This window comes from Rhizobium sp. BK312 (genome assembly GCF_014193605.1).
Taxonomy (GTDB): Bacteria; Pseudomonadota; Alphaproteobacteria; order Rhizobiales; family Rhizobiaceae; genus Rhizobium.
This window is the reverse complement of sequence record NZ_JACHZP010000002.1, coordinates 255930-277005: the sequence shown is the minus strand read 5'-3', so window position 1 is coordinate 277005 and position 21076 is coordinate 255930. Positions and strand designations below refer to the sequence as shown.

General features: G+C 58.8%; 20 protein-coding genes. 12 read left to right on the top strand and 8 right to left on the bottom strand.

All coding sequences use genetic code 11. The annotated features are described in order from the left end of the window. The first annotated feature begins 87 nt into the window (after nucleotides 1–87). Both FHT85_RS06005 and ppk2 read left to right on the top strand, forming a co-directional pair. Nucleotides 88–876, top strand: coding sequence for a 3-hydroxybutyrate dehydrogenase (locus tag FHT85_RS06005; RefSeq protein ID WP_015343521.1), 789 nt, complete (start codon nucleotides 88–90; stop codon nucleotides 874–876). A gap of 147 nt (nucleotides 877–1023) precedes the next feature. Further along, the gene (gene ppk2 / locus FHT85_RS06000; protein ID WP_112335909.1) at nucleotides 1024–1938 is read left to right on the top strand and encodes a polyphosphate kinase 2; all 915 of its coding nucleotides are present in this window, start codon (nucleotides 1024–1026) and stop codon (nucleotides 1936–1938) included. Nucleotides 1939–2037: 99 nt separating this feature from the next. On the opposite strand, the gene FHT85_RS05995 is transcribed toward ppk2, so the two are convergent. Beyond that, nucleotides 2038–2817 carry a class I SAM-dependent methyltransferase gene (locus FHT85_RS05995; protein WP_112410447.1) on the bottom strand — a complete coding sequence of 260 codons (780 nt, stop codon included), beginning with the start codon at nucleotides 2815–2817 and terminating at the stop codon, nucleotides 2038–2040. A 336-nt stretch (nucleotides 2818–3153) separates the two neighbouring features. Here FHT85_RS05995 and FHT85_RS05990 point away from each other — a divergent pair, with 336 nt between their 5' ends. Then, nucleotides 3154–4437: a cystathionine gamma-synthase family protein gene (locus FHT85_RS05990; RefSeq protein ID WP_112410317.1), complete on the top strand. Its 1284-nt coding sequence runs from the start codon at nucleotides 3154–3156 to the stop codon at nucleotides 4435–4437. Nucleotides 4438–4522: 85 nt separating this feature from the next. Here FHT85_RS05990 and FHT85_RS05985 read toward each other — a convergent pair whose 3' ends face one another. The 5 genes from FHT85_RS05985 to FHT85_RS05965 all read right to left on the bottom strand — a co-directional run bounded on the left by FHT85_RS05985 (nucleotide 4523) and on the right by FHT85_RS05965 (nucleotide 11151). Next, nucleotides 4523–6745: a DUF1217 domain-containing protein gene (locus tag FHT85_RS05985; RefSeq protein ID WP_112410316.1), complete on the bottom strand. Its 2223-nt coding sequence runs from the start codon at nucleotides 6743–6745 to the stop codon at nucleotides 4523–4525. Nucleotides 6746–6892: 147 nt separating this feature from the next. After that, complete coding sequence (locus tag FHT85_RS05980; protein WP_112410315.1) at nucleotides 6893–8170, bottom strand: ABC transporter permease; 1278 nt, start codon at nucleotides 8168–8170, stop codon at nucleotides 6893–6895. After that, nucleotides 8167–8853 (bottom strand): ABC transporter ATP-binding protein, encoded by a 687-nt coding sequence (locus FHT85_RS05975; RefSeq protein ID WP_112410446.1) that lies wholly within the window; start codon nucleotides 8851–8853, stop codon nucleotides 8167–8169. The genes FHT85_RS05980 and FHT85_RS05975 overlap by 4 nt, the downstream gene beginning before the upstream one ends. Before the next feature lie 5 nt (nucleotides 8854–8858). Continuing rightward, on the bottom strand, nucleotides 8859–9323 hold the full coding sequence (locus tag FHT85_RS05970) for a hypothetical protein (RefSeq protein ID WP_112335913.1): 465 nt from the start codon (nucleotides 9321–9323) through the stop codon (nucleotides 8859–8861). A 73-nt stretch (nucleotides 9324–9396) separates the two neighbouring features. Then, nucleotides 9397–11151: an alkaline phosphatase gene (locus FHT85_RS05965; RefSeq protein ID WP_112410314.1), complete on the bottom strand. Its 1755-nt coding sequence runs from the start codon at nucleotides 11149–11151 to the stop codon at nucleotides 9397–9399. Nucleotides 11152–11451: 300 nt separating this feature from the next. Here FHT85_RS05965 and FHT85_RS05960 point away from each other — a divergent pair, with 300 nt between their 5' ends. From FHT85_RS05960 to FHT85_RS05920, 9 genes are all read left to right on the top strand, one after another. Beyond that, nucleotides 11452–11931: an Lrp/AsnC family transcriptional regulator gene (locus FHT85_RS05960; protein ID WP_015343530.1), complete on the top strand. Its 480-nt coding sequence runs from the start codon at nucleotides 11452–11454 to the stop codon at nucleotides 11929–11931. Nucleotides 11932–12167: 236 nt separating this feature from the next. Beyond that, on the top strand, nucleotides 12168–12797 hold the full coding sequence (locus tag FHT85_RS05955; RefSeq protein WP_246779894.1) for a cyclopropane-fatty-acyl-phospholipid synthase family protein: 630 nt from the start codon (nucleotides 12168–12170) through the stop codon (nucleotides 12795–12797). A gap of 162 nt (nucleotides 12798–12959) precedes the next feature. After that, nucleotides 12960–13949 (top strand): TerC family protein, encoded by a 990-nt coding sequence (locus FHT85_RS05950; RefSeq protein ID WP_112410312.1) that lies wholly within the window; start codon nucleotides 12960–12962, stop codon nucleotides 13947–13949. A 70-nt stretch (nucleotides 13950–14019) separates the two neighbouring features. Beyond that, entirely contained in the window at nucleotides 14020–14331 is a 312-nt protein-coding gene (locus FHT85_RS05945; protein WP_112398904.1) for a hypothetical protein, read from the top strand. 36 nt (nucleotides 14332–14367) lie between these two features. Next, on the top strand, nucleotides 14368–14997 hold the full coding sequence (locus FHT85_RS05940; RefSeq protein WP_112410311.1) for an exopolysaccharide biosynthesis protein: 630 nt from the start codon (nucleotides 14368–14370) through the stop codon (nucleotides 14995–14997). A 122-nt stretch (nucleotides 14998–15119) separates the two neighbouring features. After that, nucleotides 15120–15836 (top strand): hypothetical protein, encoded by a 717-nt coding sequence (locus FHT85_RS05935; protein WP_112410310.1) that lies wholly within the window; start codon nucleotides 15120–15122, stop codon nucleotides 15834–15836. Between the two features lie 160 nt (nucleotides 15837–15996). Then, nucleotides 15997–17295 (top strand): flagellar hook protein FlgE, encoded by a 1299-nt coding sequence (locus FHT85_RS05930; protein WP_112410309.1) that lies wholly within the window; start codon nucleotides 15997–15999, stop codon nucleotides 17293–17295. A 383-nt stretch (nucleotides 17296–17678) separates the two neighbouring features. Beyond that, nucleotides 17679–18686, top strand: a complete 1008-nt coding sequence (locus tag FHT85_RS05925) for a hypothetical protein (RefSeq protein ID WP_112410308.1) — start codon at nucleotides 17679–17681, stop codon at nucleotides 18684–18686. A 109-nt stretch (nucleotides 18687–18795) separates the two neighbouring features. Then, nucleotides 18796–19761 carry a magnesium transporter CorA family protein gene (locus FHT85_RS05920; protein ID WP_112398900.1) on the top strand — a complete coding sequence of 322 codons (966 nt, stop codon included), beginning with the start codon at nucleotides 18796–18798 and terminating at the stop codon, nucleotides 19759–19761. 26 nt (nucleotides 19762–19787) lie between these two features. On the opposite strand, the gene FHT85_RS05915 is transcribed toward FHT85_RS05920, so the two are convergent. Both FHT85_RS05915 and FHT85_RS05910 read right to left on the bottom strand, forming a co-directional pair. Beyond that, entirely contained in the window at nucleotides 19788–20372 is a 585-nt protein-coding gene (locus FHT85_RS05915; protein WP_112410307.1) for a DUF4337 family protein, read from the bottom strand. Between the two features lie 174 nt (nucleotides 20373–20546). After that, nucleotides 20547–20960 carry a curlin gene (locus FHT85_RS05910; RefSeq protein WP_162709610.1) on the bottom strand — a complete coding sequence of 138 codons (414 nt, stop codon included), beginning with the start codon at nucleotides 20958–20960 and terminating at the stop codon, nucleotides 20547–20549. Between the last annotated feature and the right edge of the window lie 116 nt (nucleotides 20961–21076).

Genomic DNA, 21076 nt, shown 5'->3' with positions numbered 1-21076 from the left:
AAAGCGACATATCCGGCTGGCAGTGTGCACCCATCTTGAGCATTTCCCTTTACCCAACCACGTCATTACGATTGCAGGAGTTGCATCATGGGTTCGTTGACTTCGAAGAATGCGCTGGTCACCGGTTCGACGAGCGGTATCGGGCTTGCGATTGCACGCGCCTTTGCCGCTGAAGGCGCGAATGTCACGATCAACGGCCTTGGCGATGCCGATGCGATCGAAAAGGAACGCGCTGCCATCGAGGCCGATTTTGGCGTGAAGTGCCGCTACTCCGGCGCCAATATGATGAATGGCGAGGAAGTGACATCCATGGTGCGCGAAGCCGAGGAAGCCTTCGGCAGCCTCGATATTCTCGTCAACAATGCCGGCATCCAGTTCGTTGCCCCGATCGAGGAATTTCCTGACGACAAGTGGGAAGCGATCATCCGCATCAACCTGCTTGCTGCCTTCTACGCCATCAAGGCTGCCATCCCCGGCATGAAGGCGCGCAAATGGGGCCGCATCATCAACACCTCCTCGGCGCATGCGCTGGTCGCCTCGCCTTTCAAGTCAGCCTATGTCTCGGCCAAACACGGCATTACCGGTCTCACCAAGACCATCGCTCTCGAAGCCGCCCAGAACGGCGTGACTGTCAACTCCATCGCGCCCGGCTATGTCTGGACGCCGCTCGTCGAGAAGCAGATCCCCGAGACGATGAAGGCGCGCAATATGACGGAAGAGCAGGTCAAGCATGATGTGCTGCTCGCCGCCCAGCCGACGAAGGAATTCGTGACTGTGGATGAAGTCGCAGCCATCGCCGTCTTCCTCTGCGGCGATGCCGCCAAGCAGATTACCGGCACGACGCTTTCCGTCGACGGCGGCTGGACCGCTGAGTAATGCTGAAACCATAGCCGGCACATGCTTGAGCAGCGTGCCGGCTTTCTGCGGCCCCTAGAGCCGGATGCCGTCCGAAAACCGCCAACACTTTTCAGAATCACGCTCTAGGCCGCAGCATCTACATGAAAACAGAGCAGGAGGCGCACAATGACCGATGAAACCCAGGACCCGCTCAGCCGCATCAAGGATGAGATCGTCGACAGTTTCGACGAAGAGCTGGAGATGCAGCTCGAAGAGGATCGTATTGACGAGCTAGTTGCCGAAGGTCTCGTCAGCGAAGGCGAGGCAACGCTCGAGCGCAGGGTCTATTTCCGCGAACTCTTCCGTCTTCAGCATGAGCTCGTGCGCCTGCAGGATTGGGTGCAGTACAAGAAGCTCAAGGTCGTTGTGCTGTTCGAAGGCCGCGATTCCGCCGGCAAGGGCGGCGCCATCAAGCGTGTCACCCAGCGCCTCAATCCGCGCGTCTGCCGCGTGGTCGCACTGCCGGCTCCGACCGAGCGCGAGCGGCACCAGTGGTATTTCCAGCGCTATGCCGCTCATCTGCCGACGGCGGGCGAAATGGTCCTGTTCGACCGTAGCTGGTATAATCGTGCGGGCGTGGAACGCGTCATGGGGTTCTGCACACCGGAGGAGCTGGAGGAATTCTTCCGTTCCGTGCCGGATTTCGAACGCATGCTGGTACGCTCCGGCATCATTCTTCTCAAATACTGGTTCTCAATCACCGACGAAGAGCAGGAATTCCGCTTCAGCATGCGCATTCAGGACCCGCTGAAGCAGTGGAAGCTCTCGCCGATGGATCTGCAGAGCCGCGTGCATTGGGAAGAGTACACCAAGGCCAAGGAAGAGATGCTGGAGCGCACCCATATTCCGGAAGCGCCGTGGTGGGTCGTCCACGCCGTCGACAAGAAGAAGGCGCGCCTCAACTGCATCGCCCATCTTCTGGGCCAGATCCCCTACGAAAGCGTACCGAAGCCGGAGATCGTGCTGCCGGAACGCATGCGCAATGCAGACTATCACCGTACGCCGGTACCGCCGGAAATGTACGTGCCCGAAATCTACTGATCACGCCGACGAGGGGCCTGCCTGAGGCGGGCCCCTCTGAGGATTGCTTGAAAAACGAAATCACTAACTCCGCCACCGGCAAGCCGGGCCGGCTCAAGGTCAGGCTGGGCGATAGGCCCATTCGGATATGGCGCCCAAGCCCAGCCGCCGCAAGAGCTCATAGGCAACCCTCCGGTTGATGGGATCATGCAGCCTGAGGACTTTCGAACCAAGAAAATCCATCTCGGCATGCTCGAACGGCAGAAGATGTCGTGCCCTGCCAAGTGCGACCCGATAGAACTCATGAAAATCCCGGCGGCAGACGTAGGTCTTATACTTCGTCATGCAGAAGGCGGCAAAGGTATCGCTGTTCCTGCGCAGAAAATCCGAGACGCCGACCGTCACCTCCGGCCAAGCCGGATTGAACGTGTCGTCGAAGGCGATGATGCCGTGATCGGCCAGTACGCTCTTCGCCAACCGGCTGTCGGCAACGATGTGGCGAAGCAAATGTCCTCCATCGATGCTGAAAAAACGAACCTGCCCAACCCTGTCGATGATGGCCTGCGGATCGAGCCCGGTGCTATCACCTGTTATGACGAGGTCCTCATCAACGGGAATGCCCAGTGATCTTCCGTTGTCGAGAAAGCGTTGATATTGCGCACCGTCCGCTTCTATGTCGAAAAGATCGATCGCAAGCACATTGTCGTCGGGGGCACTGATCTTGCGCAGCAAAAAATAGGACCGCCCGTAATAAACGCCGATTTCGGCGAGGCCGCCGTAAAGTTTCTCCTGTCTTTGCTTTTCGATCAACGACAGGAAGACAAGCGCATCCGGTGGGTCGATGTAACCATCGATTTTCTGAAGATCGCGAAATACAAATTTTCGAACGCCCGATTTCAAATGTAAACCCCATTGGTTTTCTTCATGCATTTCGCCTCCGAGCCTGCTCATCGGTTAGGACCGGTCAATCAAGAAACGCCCCATTTCTGCGGGACCGCGACAGCGAAGCCGGAAGCTCTCGAAAATTGGGGTGGTACGGCGTCAAGGCGAGCGCCACTCATGGATATAGCGACCTTTCTGTCGTATTCCGGATAGTCATGCGCTGATTGGATAGTTCCGCCTCATATCGGGTTCAGAGCCAAAGCAGCATCGTAGATGATGACGAATAGCGAGCCGGCATCCTAAGTGATGTATAATGTGAGTCTAAAATTCACATCATCGGCCGAGGAGACCGTCATGACTGCGCCGCATCCGTCCAAAACGCATATCGGCAACCACCCCCTCCACCCCGAAACACAGATGCTGAATTACGGCTATGATCCTGAGCTCTCCGAGGGCGCGGTCAAGCCACCGGTTTTCCTGACCTCCACCTTCGTCTTCAAATCGGCCGAGGACGGGCGTGATTTCTTCAACTATATCTCCGGCCGCACCGAGCCACCGGCGGGCACGGGCGTCGGCCTCGTCTATTCGCGCTTCAATCACCCGAACAGCGAAATCGTCGAGGATCGTCTTGCCGTCTATGAAAAGGCGGAAAGCGGCGCTCTATTTTCCTCCGGCATGTCGGCGATCGCGACGGCCCTTCTCACCTTTACACGCCCGGGCGATGCGATCCTGCATTCGCAGCCGCTCTATGGTGGCACGGAAACGCTGGTCGCCAAGACATTCCTCAATCTCGGGGTCGCCGCCGTCGGCTTCGCCGATGGCGTCAACGAAGGCTCGGTGACGGCAGCTGCCGAGGAGGCCATGGCCAAAGGCCGTGTCTCGATCATTCTCGTGGAAACGCCTGCTAACCCCACAAACAGCCTCGTCGATATCGCGATGATCCGCGGCGTTGCCCATGCGATCGGCAGGAAGCAGGGACACACGCCGATCATCGCCTGCGACAATACCCTGCTCGGCCCTGTCTTCCAGCGGCCGATCGAGCATGGCGCGGATATTTCCCTCTACTCGCTGACCAAATATGTCGGCGGCCATTCCGATCTGATCGCCGGCGCCGCCCTCGGCTCCAGAGCCATCATCAAACAGGTGAAGGCATTGCGGGGAGCGATCGGCACCCAGCTCGATCCGCATTCCTGCTGGATGCTCGGCCGATCGCTGGAAACGCTGCAGATCCGCATGGAGCGGGCAAACAGCAACGCACGGGCGGTTGCCGATTTCCTGCGGGACCATCCGAAGGTCGAGCAGATCCATTATCTGCCCTACATCGATCCCTCTTCGGCGACCGGCCGCACATTCGCCGCCCAGTGCACCGGCGCGGGCTCCACCTTCTCCTTCGACATCAAGGGCGGCCAGCCGGCATCGTTCAAATTCCTAAACGCACTGCAGATCTTCAAGCTCGCCGTCAGCCTCGGCGGGACGGAATCGCTGGCCTCCCATCCTGCCACAACGACACATTCGGGCGTACCTGTGGATGTGCGCCACCGCATCGGTGTGCTGGAATCGACGATCCGCCTGTCGATCGGGATTGAGCATCCCGATGATTTGATTGCCGATCTTGCGGCTGCCCTCGACGCCGCTTGACGAGACACGCAGATCAATCGGGCGATCAGAAGATCGCCCCGCAAGCGAGGCGACGAAACTCTTGCGCCGGAGCGCCTGGAACGCGCTATCGCGATTTAAGCTGGGCAATCGAGAGCATGAGGTCCGCGCTCATGCCGATCCCGGCACCCCGTGTGAGAATGGCTGACGCGGCTGAGGCGGTGCTTCCGCCATTTGCCGCATCGAAAACGGCCGAGAAGCGCTTGAGCAGCTTGTCCACCTTCCCAGCATCATGCAGATCCTTAACGGGGAATAGTTTTTCCAGCATCGCCGCCTGGCGGGTCACATCCATGTTCGACATGGATGCGGGCAGCGAATAGGTCGTCTTGATCACATTGTAGAGCGCAGGATCCGACATGATATCGTAGACGGAATTGACCTGCGGCGCCTTGCGCTGGAAATAGAGGGCGAGGCGGACGCCTTCGTTGGAGTCGCCCTGTTGCGATTCCAGGGTCTGATGAAGATAGAGATCGTTGGTTGCTAGACGCGCGCCCTTGTTCTGTCCCGCCTCGATCTTGGCCGTCGTCAGATTTCCCTTGGCATCGAAGTTGAAGACGTTCACCATCGCCTTGAAGCGCTGGCCTGCCTGCGTATTCAAAAAGCCTTTGGGATCTTCGGCGTCTGCCGTGAAGACCTTCTTCAAGGTAGCCTTGTCGACCGACTTGGGATCGATATTGTTCGCAACGAGGATAAATTCCGTCAGCTTCTTGTCGGCCAGGAGATCATCGACGGTCTTGATCTTGACGATCGACTTGTTGAATTCAGTCGCCGCGTCCTTGGCATCCTTGACCGCCTTGTCCCGCATCTCGCCGGTCAGTCCGAAGGTCTTCGACTTGGAATAGGCTGAGATCAAGCTGTTGATCGAAGTCTGCGACAGCGCCGTAACAGGCGCCCGCAGATTGCCTTTGCTGTCAAAATTGTATGCCTTGGCAAGCTCGACGAACCTGCTGTCTTTCAGCGAGTTGACGTAGCTCTTGCTGTCATAGGGATCGCTTTCCAGGATCTTGCGCAGCTGATCTCTGGAGACCTCATTCTTGCCGATGCCAAAGGCGCGAAGCGCCATATCTTCCACGGTGGGAAGATCCTTGCTCTTTATGTCGTTGGCGGCAAAGAAGTCCGCGATCGTCTTTATCTCACCAACCGCGGTCTTGTAGTGTTTCTCGGCATCGGTGAACAGAGCCTGTTTCGCGCCCTTGGCCTGCTTCAAATATTTGATCGAGATATCGTCGATGGCCTGCGGCGTCTGTGCCGGCTGACCGGCCGGCAACGTTCCGTCGGATGCAAACTGGAAATGCGCGACCATATCGGTCATTCCGGTCAATGCGGCATAGTCGGAATTCGTGAAGACTAGGTTGAACTGGACCGGGGTGAGCTTGGGATCAAGGTTGAATGCCGTCTTGATATAGGAAAACAGCCTGTTGTCGCCAGTAATCTCGCTGAGCGACTGAACTTTCGTGATTGCCTGGCGATAATAGTCGTTATTGCTGGTGGCCGCAGACGGTGTCAGCAGATTCGGGACCATGCTGTCATAGCGCGAGATCATGTCTTGCTTTTGCTGCGCTGTCTGGGCAGTCGCGCCGGAAAGCGTTCCATCCGCATTGAAGCCGAACTGCGACGCAATCAGCTTATATGTCGCCTGAACCGATGCGGAGGACTGGGCTGATGCGGAGGAGAAGTTGCTCGCCGTGTTAACGAAGCTGTTGGGGTCGTTGACATCGCTGGTCAGAACCGACTTCAGGAACGTTTTCGATATATTGTCGGGGCTCAAGCCGTGCGCCCGAAGAATATAGTCCGTCATCCTGCTGCTGTTGACGATGTCGTCGACATTCGACACCTTGTCGATCCAGGTATCGTAGAACTTACTTTCCTTCTTGGCCAAGGTGGTTTCATTGGCGAAGGATTGCTCATAGAGCCCGATCGTATCGGTTTTCTGAGAATCGCTTTGGGCGGATTGATTTTTCGACGCGCCGCCAAAATTGAAAGCGGCAGCAAATTGCCGATAGCGGCTGTCCGTCAGCTTGTTTGCAAAGCTGCTCGCGTTGCTGAGATCGCTCGTCAGAACCTTTTTCATGAAGGCTTTGGCGTAGGCCATATCCTCCAGGCCATAGGCTTTCATCGCATAGCTGTACAGCTTGTAGTCGTTCAGAAATTCGTCGACATTCTTAACCTTGCCGATATGCGTATCATAATACTGCTGATCGCTTTTGACCGTCGCCTGTTTGGCGATGCCCGCCAGCGTCGATGCCATGTCCTTTGTCGCGGACACATAGCCGAGATACGTCGAAATCATAGATCGCCCCCACAGCGCAGTTCACCAGTAGTCAACCCCGCATCGATTATCGCAACCAGACCTTGCGCGAAGCTATATCGGCAATCAAAACGTCACATAAGCCTACGGGAAAAGAGGGGCCAACCGACGCGCTTTCGACCGCTGCCGTCAGGCGCGCAGCGCCGTAGCGGGACTGGAGCGCAAGGCACTGACCGCCGGGATGACGGAGATGATCGCCGCGACGGCCGCGAAACCTCCGACAAGCCATAGATCGTCGAAGACGAAGCCAACCGGCAAATGCACCGCCGTCGAGGCCGCAAGTCTCGCGGAGATCGTCAGTGCCGCGAGATAGCCAAACGCGATGCCGAGCGCGATGCCGGCGGCAAACAGAATGAAGAGCTCACCCCAGACAAGCATGACGATCGAGCGGACCGGCGTTCCGAGCGCCCGCAAGGCACCGATCTGCCGCCGCCTGGATCCGACATGCATGATGGTGACAAGCACGATGGCGGCAATGACGATTGCTTGCGTCCCAAGCGCGATCGCCAGAAGCAGACTGCGGGCATCGCCGAGCGTCGCGTAGAGCCGGGTCAACACCTCCGCTGGAAAGACGCCAAGGGTCGTGCCGGTGCGGTATTCCTGCCTGAGGCGATAGGCATCGGCAATCGTTTTCGGCTTGACGAGAACGGCGGGCACGCCAGGCGTCTCCGCATCGAAATGCTCATCCAGCGGCGCATCAGCGTCGATATGCCCGTGTTCGTGGCCTTCATGACGATCTTGTTCCGGATTGGCCACGCCGTGCGCATCTGCTTCATCGCCATCATGGTCGTGATATTCCCCGCCATGCATGCCGTGCAACTGCCAGACCGCCCGGATCGGCACGAGGATCGCGCGGTCCCAAGCGGTTCCCGTCGGCGCCATGCGGCCCGTGATCTTGTAGGCGATGGCCGTATGGGTTTCGCCACCGGCCTCGGCCGTGCCGTGCATCGGCTTGACTTCCGCACCGGTCGACAAGGCGACATCGGAGCCGACAACTGCTTCGCCGAGGTGTGTAAACATCGCACCTTGCGAGAGCGTTGGCGAAAGGGACGAGATAAGGCCTGTGGTTGTGCCGACGATCGGATGCCCGTAGGCAGAATCGCCGAAGCCGACGGGTGCGGCCAATTGGACACGCGGATCGTTGGCAAGGCGGGAAAGGCCGGCGCCGTCCATCAGCGGCAGCGGCGCGGGCTGCAGAAAAACGGCGGAAAGCGCCAGCTGCGTCTCGCTACCCGCGGCTCCGACAAGCAGATCGAATTTCTCGGCGGCGCGAGCGCTACCGAGACGGACGGCCCGCTCCTGCAGCGTCACCGTCACGCTCAGCGCGACTGACAGGGCAATCAGCACGACGACAGCCAGCGCCCCACTCCAGAAACGCCTGAGGTCGGCAAGGATGAAGGTGATCATTGTGCGGCCACCTCTTGGTTGTCTTCCTCGATGCGCCCGCTTGCCAGATTGATGCGGCGACCAAGACGCGCGGCGAGCGCTGTGTCATGCGTGACCACGATGAGCGTCGTCCCTTCTTCTACCGAAAATTGCAGCAGCAGCTCTGCAACCTCGTTACCTGCCTGGCGATCCAGGCTGGCGGTCGGCTCGTCGGCGACGATGACGCCCGGACGCGACAGCAGTGCGCGGGCAACGGCAACACGCTGCATCTCGCCGCGCGACAAGGTTTCGATCTTTTGCTGCGGTCGGGCGATACCGGTCACCGCCAGCAGATAAAGCGCTCGTTCCCGTTCGCTGGCCGCAAGGCGCCGTGTCAGCTTGATCGGCAACACGACGTTCTCGAAGGCGGACAGGCCGGGAAACAGATGAAAATCCTGCATGACAAGGCCGATATTGCGGGCGCGAAAGGCGTCGCGCCGGCCTGCAGAGAGGCGCGTGATTTCCGTTCCGCTCCAGGACACGCTGCCATCCCTAACGTCTTCCAGCCCGGTAATCGCATTGACGAAGGTACTCTTGCCTGAGCCGGACGCACCCGTGATCGCAAGCCGACCGCCCGGTGGCAGATGGAAGCGGTCGATGGAGAGAACCGGTGCGGCAAGGCCGGGGAACTGCATCTTCAGGCCGGAAACATCGAGAGCGAGCATGAGGATCAAACAGTCCTGAACGAGGCGTCCCTGAGACGCAGCTGGCTGATAAAGCCGGTTTCGGGATCGGTCCACGAGCCGAACTCCAGCACGCCGCGCGCCATGATCGGCGCGTTGTACTGCACGAATGTCTGCTTGGACGAGAGATAGACGACCACGATATTATCTGGCCAGTCGGCATCGGAAGAGCAGAAGGGGCAAAGCGACATCGGGATTTCCGTGAGCACGAAGAAGGCCGCCTCCGCCTTCAAGGGCGGCGCCATGAAGCCGTTGATGGCGACGTCCTTGCCGCTCGACTGCTTGACCTTGTCGGAAAATTCGAGCCCGAGCGGACCGAAACTCTTGTAGAGCTCACCGAAGCCTAGTTTCTCGGAGGCCTTGGCACGTACCGCGATGCCCATGACAGGCAAGGCTGCAGCGGCGGCCAGAAAGTCTCGGCGATTGATGGTGGCGATCTGATGCTTCGACATCGCGTACCCTCATAAAATGGAGAAAACAGGCGGTTTCGACACCGCCTGTCCTATTCACATGGCCTGTCAGGACTTACATCTTTTCGGTGCCGAGCGCGAAAGTATCGGCCAGCACGCGGTAGACATCGCTTTGTTCCATGTAACCACGGAAGCCTTCGGCACCTGGACCTGCCGCCTGGAGCACGACATCGTCGACGGCGTGGACACCGCTGTCCTCGTCCTTCGGAAGGTTGCCCTGCACGAAGACGGCACCGGGCACATCCTTGTAGGCTTCATTGGCGACATATTCCTTCTTCTCGTTCTGGATCGCCGGAACGAAAGGACCATCGAGCTTCGGACGGAAGGTTTCGTAGTGGTCAGGACCGTTGTTGGCGGCGATGAACAGGCGGCGCGAAACGTCGACGCGGTCCGGATAGCCGTCGCCATCCTTGTCCTCATAGTTCGGGAAGCCGGCCGCCGCATAGGTGCCGACCTTCTCGCGCATTTCCGTGCCCGGCTTGTTATCGTCGACAGTGCCGATGATCGAGACGCCATGCGTATGGTCGCCGGTGACGACAATAAGCGTATCCGGGTTCTTGGCTTGGAATTCGCGGGCGACGGCAACGGCCTTGTCGAACTCGATCGTATCGACCAGAGCGCGATCCCAATCGAGCGGATGGCTCATCTTGTCGATGGACGCACCCTCGACCATCAGGAAGAAGCCATCCGGATTCTTGGAAAGCTTGCCGAGCGCGACCTTGGTCATATCGACGAGGCCTGGCTGGTTCGGGAACTTGTCGACAGTGCCCTTCTTGAGGAATTCGCGGTCGAGCGTGACGTCGAGATTGCCGGTATGGAACAGGCCGAGCAGCCTGTCCTGGTTCGAGCCGGCGGCAGCCGCCAGTTCGTTCTTGTCGGTCGCAACGGCATAGCCGGCATCCTTGAAGAGCGCGATATAATCCTTATCGTCCTTGCGCTTGGAACCGGGCACGCTTTTCGCCAGGAAATAGGCCGAGCCGCCGCCGAGCAGGACATCCGGCTTGACGTCATACATCATGCCGACGATATCGGCCTTGTCGCCACGCTTGCGGGTATGGGAAACGAGCGCTGCCGGCGTCGCATCCTCGACTTCGGCCGTGGTGACGATGCCAAGCGACTTCTTGCCGGTGCGGCGCAGGGCCTCGCCGATGGTTTCGACCTTGGGATCATCGAGGCTTGCCGGCGTGCGGTCGGCATAGACGCCGAGGGCGTTCACGGCCGACTTGTGGCCGGTCATGTAAGCCGACATGGTGTTGGCACTGTCGGTGGCAATCGCCGAGGTCGAGGACGTGCCGATGAAGGCAACCGGCGGGATGTCGTCCATGGCGAGGCGGCCATTGGCCTTGCCTTCGGTCATGCCCTTGGACATGAGGCGGGCGCCGGTGCGATGCGCAACCGAGAGACCATCGCCGAGCAGGAAGATGATGTTCTTGGCTTTCGGCGTCGCCGAAGTGCCATAAACATCCCAGTTGACGGATTTCTTCTCGTCGCCGGCCGAAACCTCGACCTTGTACTGGCCGGGCTTTGCGAGCTTGACGCCACGCAGGATCAGGGCAGATCCGAGAACCTTGTCCTCAGCACCCTTTTCTTCGCCGACGAAATCAGCCGCCTTACCGAAAACCGCGTCGTAGCTTTCGCCGTTGACCGTGACCTTCACGTCTTCCGGCTTCACGACCTGGCTGAATTCCACCTTGAAATCGAACGGAGAGCCGGCGAGTACCGTTGCTCGGTCCAACGGATAGACTGTCGCTGCATGGGCTGCGCCGGACATTACGGTCGCAGACATCATGGCGAGAAGAAGTTTACGCATTTATACCCCCTGCGTTTGGTTGCTTCCCGCTCCCCACATATAAAAGCCAGATGACAATCATGTAAAAATGGGTCAACTTTCCGCAACCACTAATTCCAAAACGGAAACCGATAAGCAATCCTGATTGTATGTGCCGCATCTAAAATGCTGCGCACACATGCAAACGGTCCCGTCAATTCGTCGTCATCCGCAATCCATTATCATGCAAGCTATATTGATCGCCGTGAGTGAAAACTTGCTATCTTAACCGAAGGGGAAAATATTACGCACGTTTCGTGAGGATTTTGAGGATTTTTCGCAATGGAAGAACAGCTCGATAAACTGGATCTACGCCTGCTGGAGGAGCTTCAGAAAGACGGCAGGCTGACGAACAACGAGCTGGGTGAACGCATCGCGCTATCGCCTTCGCAATGCTCGCGCCGCCGCACACGACTGGAGGCGGAGGGCTATATTCGCAGCTACCAGGCCAATCTCGACCGGCAGAGGCTGGGGCTGGACATGCTCGTGGTCATTTCTGTGACGCTCGCCACTCATAATCGCGATAATGCCCGCCGGTTTTCGCAGCTCATCAACGGTCTGCCCGAGGTGCTGGAAGCCTATGCGTTGACGGGCGAAATGGACTATCACCTGAAGGTCGCCACCCGCGGGCTTACCGATCTCTCCCGTTTCGTCAACGACGTGCTGCTTCCGCATGAATCGGTTCAGCACGTGAAGACGGCGATCGTCCTCGATACCCTCAAGACCTTCGAGGGATTTCCGGTTCATTTGCCACACGGCTGATATGGCGAAGGCACTTGGCGGTCACCGCCACGCGGCCGTGCCCTGTTGAGCGTCAAGGGCAAGTTTTGAGGGGTTGCTTTCTCCGCATACAGCCCTTCCAATCATACCAAAGACAATCTCCTTGGCGAGGATCGGCTTGCATGACCACGGATGTACAGACGCGGCATTTCGAAGAATTTGCCGAAGTCCTGCTCAGATGCAATCATCTGTATCATCCCAGCAACGATTCCATCGCCTTGCGCAATGCCGTCGAAAGCAGGCGTCAGATAGAGATATTCGACTATAGCCGCGCCGCCGATGCCTTTATGCGTGCATTCGGGATGCGGAACTCACTAAAATGCCTGCAAGCGCTCACCAGCCTTCGTGCACCTGTTCACAAGTATAGAAGAGTATGTGACCTCGGCTGCGGCTCCGGCGCTTTCAGCCTTGCCTTTGCTTATCTCGCCGGCAATCCCGAGCTTCAGCTTCACGGTCTGGACATATCCGAACATCAGCTTTCTCTCGCCCGGGAACTGATATCGGCTGCCGGACTGCCTGGGCGTTTCCAGTTCGAGCAACGAAACCTGCCGGCACCGATCGGCTATCTTCCCGACCTGACGATCTCCTCCTACTGGTTTTGCGAAAATGAGCACATTATCGCCGACGCGGAGCTTTTCAGCCTCATGGCGGGACGGGAAATGCTTGTTGTCGATTATGAAAAGATAATCGACCGCATCGCGACCTGTCTTCCAAAAGGATTCCAAATCCTCGGGCGGCACAGCGGTCACGTCGAAATTCCCCCTGCCCTGGCGGATTTCGTCGCACAGGAGAGGGCAAGCGTTTACGGCATTCACGTCGGTCGGGCGACGGATGAGACGGGCAAATGATGTTGCTGCTCTGCTGCAAAATGCGCGCAAGCCTCTTGAAAGGCTAACAGTCGCTTCCCAGCTATTGGCCAACCCGCTGGTCCGGGCCCCTCTGGTGAGAGCCGTCGGCGCTCTTGCGATGTCGGACCGTTTCCGACATTGCGCCGACAGAGGTTTTCTCTCATGGAAACGTCTTTGCTCTTCGTCGAGTGGCTGGGAAAGCCGCTCTGGATGTGGATGAGCTTCCTGGCGCTCGTCATCGCCATCCTCTCTTTCGATCTTGGCGTCCTGCATAAGGAAAACAAGGAGATCGGCGTCGGCGAGAGCATCAAGCTCTCTGTCCTCTACATCACCCTTGGCCTCGCCTTCGGCGGCTGGGTATGGTGGTATCTCGGCGCCGATTCCGGCCTTGCCTATATGACGGGCTTCGTCGTCGAAAAAACGCTGGCTCTCGACAACGTCTTCGTCATTGCCCTCATCTTTGCCTTCTTCGCCGTGCCCCGTCTCTATCAGCACCGCGTGCTCTTCTGGGGCATTCTCGGCGTCATCGTGCTGCGCGCCATCATGATCGGCGTCGGCGCGACATTGGTGGCCGAGTTCTCATGGCTGCTCTATGTTTTCGCCGCCTTCCTCATCATCACCGGCATCAAGATGCTGGTCGTGAAGGATGCCGAGCCGGATGTGTCGAAGAACCCGCTCGTGCGCTTCATGCGCAGCCGCTTCAACGTCACCGACCATCATCATGGCGAGCGCTTCTTCATCAAGCAGCCGAATCCGCAGACCGGTAAGATGGTCTGGTTCATCACGCCGCTTTTCATGGCGCTCGTGCTGATCGAAGTGGCAGACGTGATCTTCGCCGTGGATTCGGTTCCCGCAATCTTCGCGATCACCACCGATCCGTTCATCGTCTATACGTCGAATATCTTCGCGATCCTCGGCCTGCGCGCCCTCTACTTCGCACTCGCCGCCATGATCCATCGCTTCCAGTATCTGAAGCCGGCGCTCGCCATCGTGCTCGTCTTCATCGGTTCGAAGATCTTCGTCGCCGACATGCTGGGTCTGGAAAAATTCCCCGCCGCCCTCTCGCTCGGCATCACCTTCGCCATCATTGCAAGCGGCGTCGGCTGGAGCCTGCTGAAGACACGCAACAAAACCGAAACCGAAAGCGCCTGATGCCGTGAGGTGCCCCCACTCCGGGGCACGTCCCTCCCCGCTTCAAACAGATCTCCGACAAGGTACAAATATGATCTCCAATCTCCTCGCAGCCCTCTTTGCAACTTTCGCCCTTGGTCCGCTTCAAGCCGAAATTGAGCGGCATGCGGCTGCCGCCGGCCAGCCCGTCGAGATCATCAGGCAATCGCAGGCATGTCTCTCGTCCGAGGTCCCTGCCCTCACGCGGCGCGCCTCCGAAGACACCTTCTGGACGATTTCCACCGTCATCGGCCTCTCGACCGGCTGGAGCAGCCCCGCCAATCTGCTCGACAAAAGCAATCCGGACTGTGCGCCCATCATCAAGCTCATCCAAGGAACGGAGGAAGCTGCCGATGAAGCCTGAGGCTACACCTACATCAGCCACGTCCGGTGACGTCGGATGACGCAACAGACGGCTGGCACCACGCGGCATGACGATACCGCATCGGCGCGGCTGCGCGACCGGGCCAGGCTCGCCCATGAGCAAGGCGGTATTTCGGTGGGTGAAGTGCTCTGCGGCCTCGGGCATACGAGCACAGCCTTCACCATTCTCTTTCTCGCCCTGCCCGCCCTGATCCCGATACCGGGACCGTTCGGCGTCGTATTCGGCAGTGCGCTTGCCCTGGTGGCGGCGCAGATCGCGGTCGGTCGCCGGACCATATGGCTGCCGGCGCTCCTGAGCCGGCGCAGGCTTTCGCCGTCAATTGTGGAACTCACCGTGCGTTACAGCGCGCCGATCCTCACCAGGATCGAGACGGTCGTTCGTCCTGGACGGCTGGCCCTTTTTACGGGCGCAACCATGGAATGGCTGCTCTCGTTCCCGATCTTCCTGCTGGCGATCGCCATTGCGCTGCCGATCCCGCTCGGCAACTATCTGCCGGTCGTTGCCCTCGTGGCGATCGCGGTCGCCCTGATGGCGCGGGATGGCCTGACGATCCTGGCGGCGCTATTCGTCTCCGCTCTGGCTTTTGTCGCCACGGCGGGTCTTATTCGGATGGCCGTCACAGGTCTGAACGCAATCGGATCATAGACGCGCATCCCCAATATTTCGGGTCTTGCCAATGGCGGCGGGCCTGCCATTTATGCCAGCGACATATTAGTCAGCCATAAGGCCTCGGCCGTAAAATCAAATCCGCCGGAGGATTTCAGCGCATGCCATCAAAGCCCCCGTCATTCGTCCGTATGATCACTCTCGGCAGTTCCCTCGCTATTGCCCTTGGCGCGCAGACGGCGATCGCGCAGGAGATGGCAGCTGTTTCTCCGTGGCCCGACACGCCGACCTCGCGTCTGGAAGCGCTGGCAATCCTGCAGACACTGAATGCCGATCTCCTCAGCAATGCCAGCGCCACGCTAACGCTCGATCGCTGGTGCGCTGCGCATAAGCTTGCCCCGGAAGGCTCGAAAATCGTTGCGCAGCGCGTGCGCGGCCAGGACAAGCCTGCCGGTGCTGAAATCCGGAAACTGCTGGCGGTCGGAGCTGACGAGCCTATCGCCTATCGCCGCGTGCGCCTCGCATGCGGCGATCGCGTGCTGTCGGAGGCGGATAACTGGTATGTGCCGGCAAAGCTTACGGCAGATATGAACAAGGCCCTTGAAACGAGCGACGTCGCCTTCGGTCGGGCCGTTCAGGCCCTTAATTTCTCCCGCACGAATTTGTCGGCAAAGTTGCTTTGGTCGCCTCTCCCGCAAGGTTGGGACACCGGTGCCGATCTCCCACCATCCGCCGGCGCGCCTCTCGCCCTACCTCCGTTTCTTCTCGAACATCACGCCGTATTGAAGCTGCCGGACGGCACGCCGTTCAGTGCGCTGATCGAAAGCTATACCAGCCGCGTGCTGGACTTTCCTGCCCCGCATCTGCCAGCGCAATAGGCACGGTCCGCGACTTAACAGCCTCACCGGAATTCAAAGCTCCGCCGCACGCCGATTATCGAAGCGGAAAACTTTTCTCGACTTTGCAACACAGGAAAAAGCCAGTTTCACACAAGTCACCCTCGCTATCGTGGCGGCATCAGCAACGTGCGAGGAACCAATGAGCATCTTTGGTAGCATGAAAACGTCCGTTTCAGGCATGAACGCGCAAGCAAATAAGCTTAGCACCGTGTCGGACAACATCGCGAACGTCAACACGACGGCCTACAAGTCGGCAACGGCCAGCTTTTCGTCGTTGATTCTGCCATCGGGCGGCGGCAATTACAATTCCGGTAGCGTCGAGACGAATGTCAGCTATTCGGTCTCGCAGCAGGGCGATGCCATATCCACCAATTCCGGCACCGATCTGTCGATCCGAGGCGCCGGCTTCTTCGTCGTGCAGGGTGCCGACGGCAAGACGGTTTTGACGCGCGCAGGTGATTTCAAGCCGGACGCCAATGGCAATCTCGTCAACTCCGCCGGCTATACGCTGATGGGCTATTCCTATGCATCGGGCGCGCCTGCCGTCGTCGTCAACGGCTTCGACGGCCTCGTGCCGATCAACGTCAACCAGAGCGGCCTTGCCAATTCTCCCTCGACCTCCGGCAGCTTTACAGGCAACCTGAATTCGGGTGCTAAGGTTGTGGTGCCTAGCGCAACCGAGACGTTACCGGGCGCAAACTTGGCGACAACCACGACGGACACCCAGAAGAGCTCGGTGGTTGCCTACGACAAGCTTGGCAACACTGTCATGTATGACATCTATTATACGAAGACGCAGGCTGCCGACATCACCACAACACCGCCGAAGACGGATCAGTGGCAAGTCGCCGTCTACCGGAATGCCGACGCGGCGACGGGTACCGGCTCATCCTTCCCCTACTCATCCGGTCCTGTTGCAACGAGCACGCTGACCTTCGATACAAACGGCAATATGACGAGCGGCGGCAGCTTTACGATCACCGATCCGAAGACTGCGGGGTCGATCGCAATGGACCTGACCAAGATGACCCAGAAGGCCTCGGCTTTCGCCTCCACCGGGTCCACCAATGGGCAGGCAGCGGCGCCCGTCACCGGCATCACCATCGACAAGAGCGGCGTCGTCTACGCCAATTATGCGAAGGGTGATCCGAAAGCGCTCTATCAGATACCGCTCGCAACCGTCGCGAGCCCGGACAAGCTGACGCTCATGAGCGGCAACGTCTATCAGGCCAACGCCGATTCCGGCGTCACCGTCACTAGCTTCGCCAACAGCAACGGCCTCGGCTACATCCAGTCGAACTCGCTGGAAGCATCGAACGTCGACCTGGCCGGCCAGCTCACCGACATGATCCAGGCACAGAAGAGCTACACAGCCAATTCCAAGGTGTTCCAGACGGGCTCAGACCTGCTGGACGTGCTGGTCAACCTCCAGCGCTGAGTTTCGCGCCGATCGATCACAAAAGGGCCTCCTGCGAGGCCCTTTTCTATTTCGCCTTCATACGTGCCACGTCCCAATGATGTTCCTGGCTATATGCAATGTTTCTTCGCATCACAGGCGCCTGAGCTTCGCCATATTTGCGCCGCGATCGCTGAGGAATGCTGACGCAAACCGGCAGAAAAAATGAATCGCAGGCACAGAATTTTCCCGGTCAGCAGAGATTCCCGCGCCTGTTAGGGTCTCGTTCAGCAAAGCAGCGCACAAATATGATTTCTGGATTCGAGCGCATGACAGCCGAGCTTGTGGGGCAGGCTCCTGTCAAAATCGCTTTGGCCGGCTGTGCCGGGTGTGGATCCAGGATATTTGATAGGAGAACCATTTCCGTGCGGTTGAGATATGCCCTTCGAAGCGTCGCCCAGATGCTTAGCCTTTGCTCCCTCGCCCTCGTCATCCCCGCCACATCGCAATCTCTGGCAGCAACCCGGCAGCCGGATATTCCGGCATGGCTCGGCGCCTATGTCGGCGCCGGTGACGGGCAGATTGCCCTGCCGGTCCTGCAGAGAGCCCGTGCGCTCTACATGCGGAAAGTGAGCGAAGGCACGGTCAAAAATCCCTGCTACTTCGCCATGGACGCCACCCGTCCGAACACGCCCAATGACGGCAAGTCGGCAGGCCGCTTCTATATCGTCTGCGAGGCGGCCCAGACCTTTCGTGTGGTCTCATCGGGCCACGGCAGCGGTCGCGATCTCAAAGGTGTTGCCGATTTCGGTAATGGCCGCATGTGTGCGAAGAACTTCGGCAACGCGATGGATTCCAACCTGACGACGGGCGGCTCCTATCTGACGGAAGAGACGAAGACGACCTTCAAGGGTTACTACAAGCTCTCGCAGGCGAAGGAGGTCGCCTACCTTCGCACCTTCCTCCAGTTTGACGGCGAGGGCGAAACCGCCAATGCGCGGCAGCGGGCCATCGGCGGACATGCGGCGGCTAAGGTCGCCGGCATTTGCATGAAGAAAGACCCGCAGAGCCCCTATGCCAACCGGGACGGATATGTTCCGCTCGGGAAGCTGGTCGAATATGCCGGCGGCCGCAGCGACGGCTGCACAAGCTGGTCAGCCTCAGACGCCAATCAGATCATCTCCATGGTGAAGGACAATCCGACGACGCTTTACATCTATCCCGAATCCTCGGACATCAAGGCGGTTGCCAAGGCCGTTGCGGCCGGACATTCCCCTGCCCAATCCGGATTGTACTGGAACGAATCCTGCCTGAAGGAAATCGGCACGCCCAAGTTCTGGCCCAAGGAGACCCTCGAGCCGATCATCGTCCAGTATAAGAAGGACCATCCCGCACCGCCTGCCCGGCCGATCCCGATCTGCGATCAGCAGTGAGTCTCGTGAAGGCCAGGTCCGGAAATTCGACAAGCGACGGCCGGTCGTCGCCGCAGTCATCAAACGAGGCGAGAGCTCCTCGCCGCACTGCAGGGAGTGACCACGAGAGATGCTAAGTGTTTTCCCGGTGCCGCAAGAGGATAAAAAGGGCAAGCCGCAAGCGTTAGCAGACGCTATATGGGTCGACCTCCTAAACCCCACCGGCGCCGAGCTGAGGGACGTGGAAGAAGCCGTTGGCGCTCCCCTCCCTTCCCTGGGCGCTCTCAGTGAAATCGAAACGTCGAGCCGACTGAGAAATCAGCATGGCGTGCTCTATATGAGCACGCCATCGGCCGCCCGACATCCGGAGGGAGCCGACACAACCCCTCCTATCGGCTTCGTTTTATCTGCGGATCGCCTCGTCACAGTCCGGTTTATGACGTTGCCGGCGGTGGACGCAGTTGCGGCCAGCTTTGCCGCACAGGATGCGCCAAAATCGAGCCTTGAGGTGTTCACCCTGCTCTGCGAGGACATTGTCGACCGCGTCGCCGATGCCCTTGAGCATCTGGCAGGAGAGCTCAACGGCCTTTCAACGAGCGCCTTTCGCGCTGAGGACCCTCGCGGCCACCATGCTGCCCGCGCCAACAAGCTGCTGCGAGCACAATTGCGCCAGGTGGGGCGTCTGGGAGACCGCCTCTCCGATATCCGCGATGGTCTGCAGGGCCTCGGACGCGTTGTGACCTATACGGAACAGCAAGCCAAGGGCTGGTCGGAAGATCTCGAGCCGCGTCTGGTAGGGCTATGCCGAGATATCCACTCGCTGGTGGATTATGAAGAGCAACTTGCCAACAAAGTCCAGTTCGTGCTGGACGCTCTGGTCGGACTGATCGGCATCGCTCAGAACGACATATTCAAGGTTCTGACCATCGTGTCGATCGCGGGCATTCCCCCAACCCTTATTGCCGGCATCTATGGCATGAACTTCAAGAACATACCCGAATATGATTGGGCTTGGGGATATCAATATGGCTGGGCGGTCATCATACTCAGCACCGTCATTCCATTGGTCTGGTTCAAGGTGAAGGGCTGGTTTTGACGCGGCGTTTGACGGCGAAGGCTGAACTACCCCGCGACCCAGGCCCATAATAGGAGCATGCCACCCAAGAGGCCCAGAGCTGAGGATCCCCACCACGCCGGGCGCTTGCGGGTCAGGGCCGCCACGGCGCCCAGCGCGATCGCAACCTGCAACATGGCGACCGAATAGGCGTAATAATGGTGGTGGTGAATGAGGAGATTGGCCTCCTCATCCTTCTCGTCCCGTATTTTCTCAAGTTCATGGGCTGCGGCGCTGATTGATTTTTCTTCGTCCGCATATCGTCGGCTTTCTTCATCGAGAGCCGACGCCACGAGTTTGCCTTCCGCGGCAAGCAACTCCATCTGCGATTTGAGGATCGCAGCCTTGATACCTTTCGCCTGATAATAAGCCCACTGATCGGAGGCTTGGGCCTGCTTTTGAGTCGCCTCGGTCTTTAAAGCCAATGCCTCATTGATTGAGCCTCCCGCCAATAGGGAGCCAATCGCCGCCAGTGCCGCGAAGAAGGCCGTTGTCAGGGCGATGGAACGCAGCAGCGAGGCGGACTTCCGCTCGATCTCCTCATCGATGGCTTCGCGCAACTTATCGGTATCAACCTCGATCTCTTCAGGCATTGTGCAGCTCAAAAAGTAGAATAATCGGGTGCGTATTCTTGCATGAATCTTTGCAGCTGAAACGGGCTGAAAAGAGATTTCCCCTACATGGCCCAATTCCAGAGAGAGAGCCTGACCGGAGTTCGATGGATGACCACTACTCTCGATCTGCTTTAGACTGCCTTATTAGACTACTTACCAGCCATAGCTGAAGGTAGCACCAATACCGTTATCCCCATCCTGCAACACGTTGGTTTCCGTATTTCGCCCGTATTGGAAAATGCCATAGGCGTTGTTATTGCCATTCTGCTGCAAGGTCGCGGAATGGCCATTGCCCCGTTGCTGGATGAAGCCGATGTTACCGCGGCCAGCCTGAGCGATGCCGGCCGCATTCCCCCGTCCCAGCTGCCGGATGTCGGCACCCTTCAGATCGCGGTAGAGCGAATAGACTCGCAATCCGGTGGAGAAAATATTGGCATCCTCGGCATTATCCGGCGCGAGGTTGAACGAGATCCGGCCGCCAGCATAGGCTGGCGCGTCCAATGCCACCTGCCCCAGGGTCCCGGCAAGAAGGGTGACGGTAAGGATCTTAAACACGTTGCGGGTCATCCTGATCTCCATGTGTCGGCTGCCTTAGCCGATGATCAACTCTCGCATTTTGCGGCTGAACCAATTCGGAATTACCCGTTCAGTTCTCGTTCAGTCATTTCAGGCTGATGAAAGAC

Coding starts and splice junctions, on each gene's coding strand:
- FHT85_RS06005 (WP_015343521.1), top strand. CDS start 88: ATGGGTTCGTTGACTTCGAAGAATGCGCTGGTCACCGGTTCGACGAGC.
- ppk2 (WP_112335909.1), top strand. CDS start 1,024: ATGACCGATGAAACCCAGGACCCGCTCAGCCGCATCAAGGATGAGATC.
- FHT85_RS05990 (WP_112410317.1), top strand. CDS start 3,154: ATGACTGCGCCGCATCCGTCCAAAACGCATATCGGCAACCACCCCCTC.
- FHT85_RS05985 (WP_112410316.1), bottom strand. CDS start 6,745: ATGATTTCGACGTATCTCGGCTATGTGTCCGCGACAAAGGACATGGCA.
- FHT85_RS05980 (WP_112410315.1), bottom strand. CDS start 8,170: ATGATCACCTTCATCCTTGCCGACCTCAGGCGTTTCTGGAGTGGGGCG.
- FHT85_RS05975 (WP_112410446.1), bottom strand. CDS start 8,853: ATGCTCGCTCTCGATGTTTCCGGCCTGAAGATGCAGTTCCCCGGCCTT.
- FHT85_RS05970 (WP_112335913.1), bottom strand. CDS start 9,323: ATGTCGAAGCATCAGATCGCCACCATCAATCGCCGAGACTTTCTGGCC.
- FHT85_RS05965 (WP_112410314.1), bottom strand. CDS start 11,151: ATGCGTAAACTTCTTCTCGCCATGATGTCTGCGACCGTAATGTCCGGC.
- FHT85_RS05960 (WP_015343530.1), top strand. CDS start 11,452: ATGGAAGAACAGCTCGATAAACTGGATCTACGCCTGCTGGAGGAGCTT.
- FHT85_RS05950 (WP_112410312.1), top strand. CDS start 12,960: ATGGAAACGTCTTTGCTCTTCGTCGAGTGGCTGGGAAAGCCGCTCTGG.
- FHT85_RS05945 (WP_112398904.1), top strand. CDS start 14,020: ATGATCTCCAATCTCCTCGCAGCCCTCTTTGCAACTTTCGCCCTTGGT.
- FHT85_RS05940 (WP_112410311.1), top strand. CDS start 14,368: ATGACGCAACAGACGGCTGGCACCACGCGGCATGACGATACCGCATCG.
- FHT85_RS05935 (WP_112410310.1), top strand. CDS start 15,120: ATGCCATCAAAGCCCCCGTCATTCGTCCGTATGATCACTCTCGGCAGT.
- FHT85_RS05930 (WP_112410309.1), top strand. CDS start 15,997: ATGAGCATCTTTGGTAGCATGAAAACGTCCGTTTCAGGCATGAACGCG.
- FHT85_RS05920 (WP_112398900.1), top strand. CDS start 18,796: ATGCTAAGTGTTTTCCCGGTGCCGCAAGAGGATAAAAAGGGCAAGCCG.
- FHT85_RS05915 (WP_112410307.1), bottom strand. CDS start 20,372: ATGCCTGAAGAGATCGAGGTTGATACCGATAAGTTGCGCGAAGCCATC.
- FHT85_RS05910 (WP_162709610.1), bottom strand. CDS start 20,960: ATGACCCGCAACGTGTTTAAGATCCTTACCGTCACCCTTCTTGCCGGG.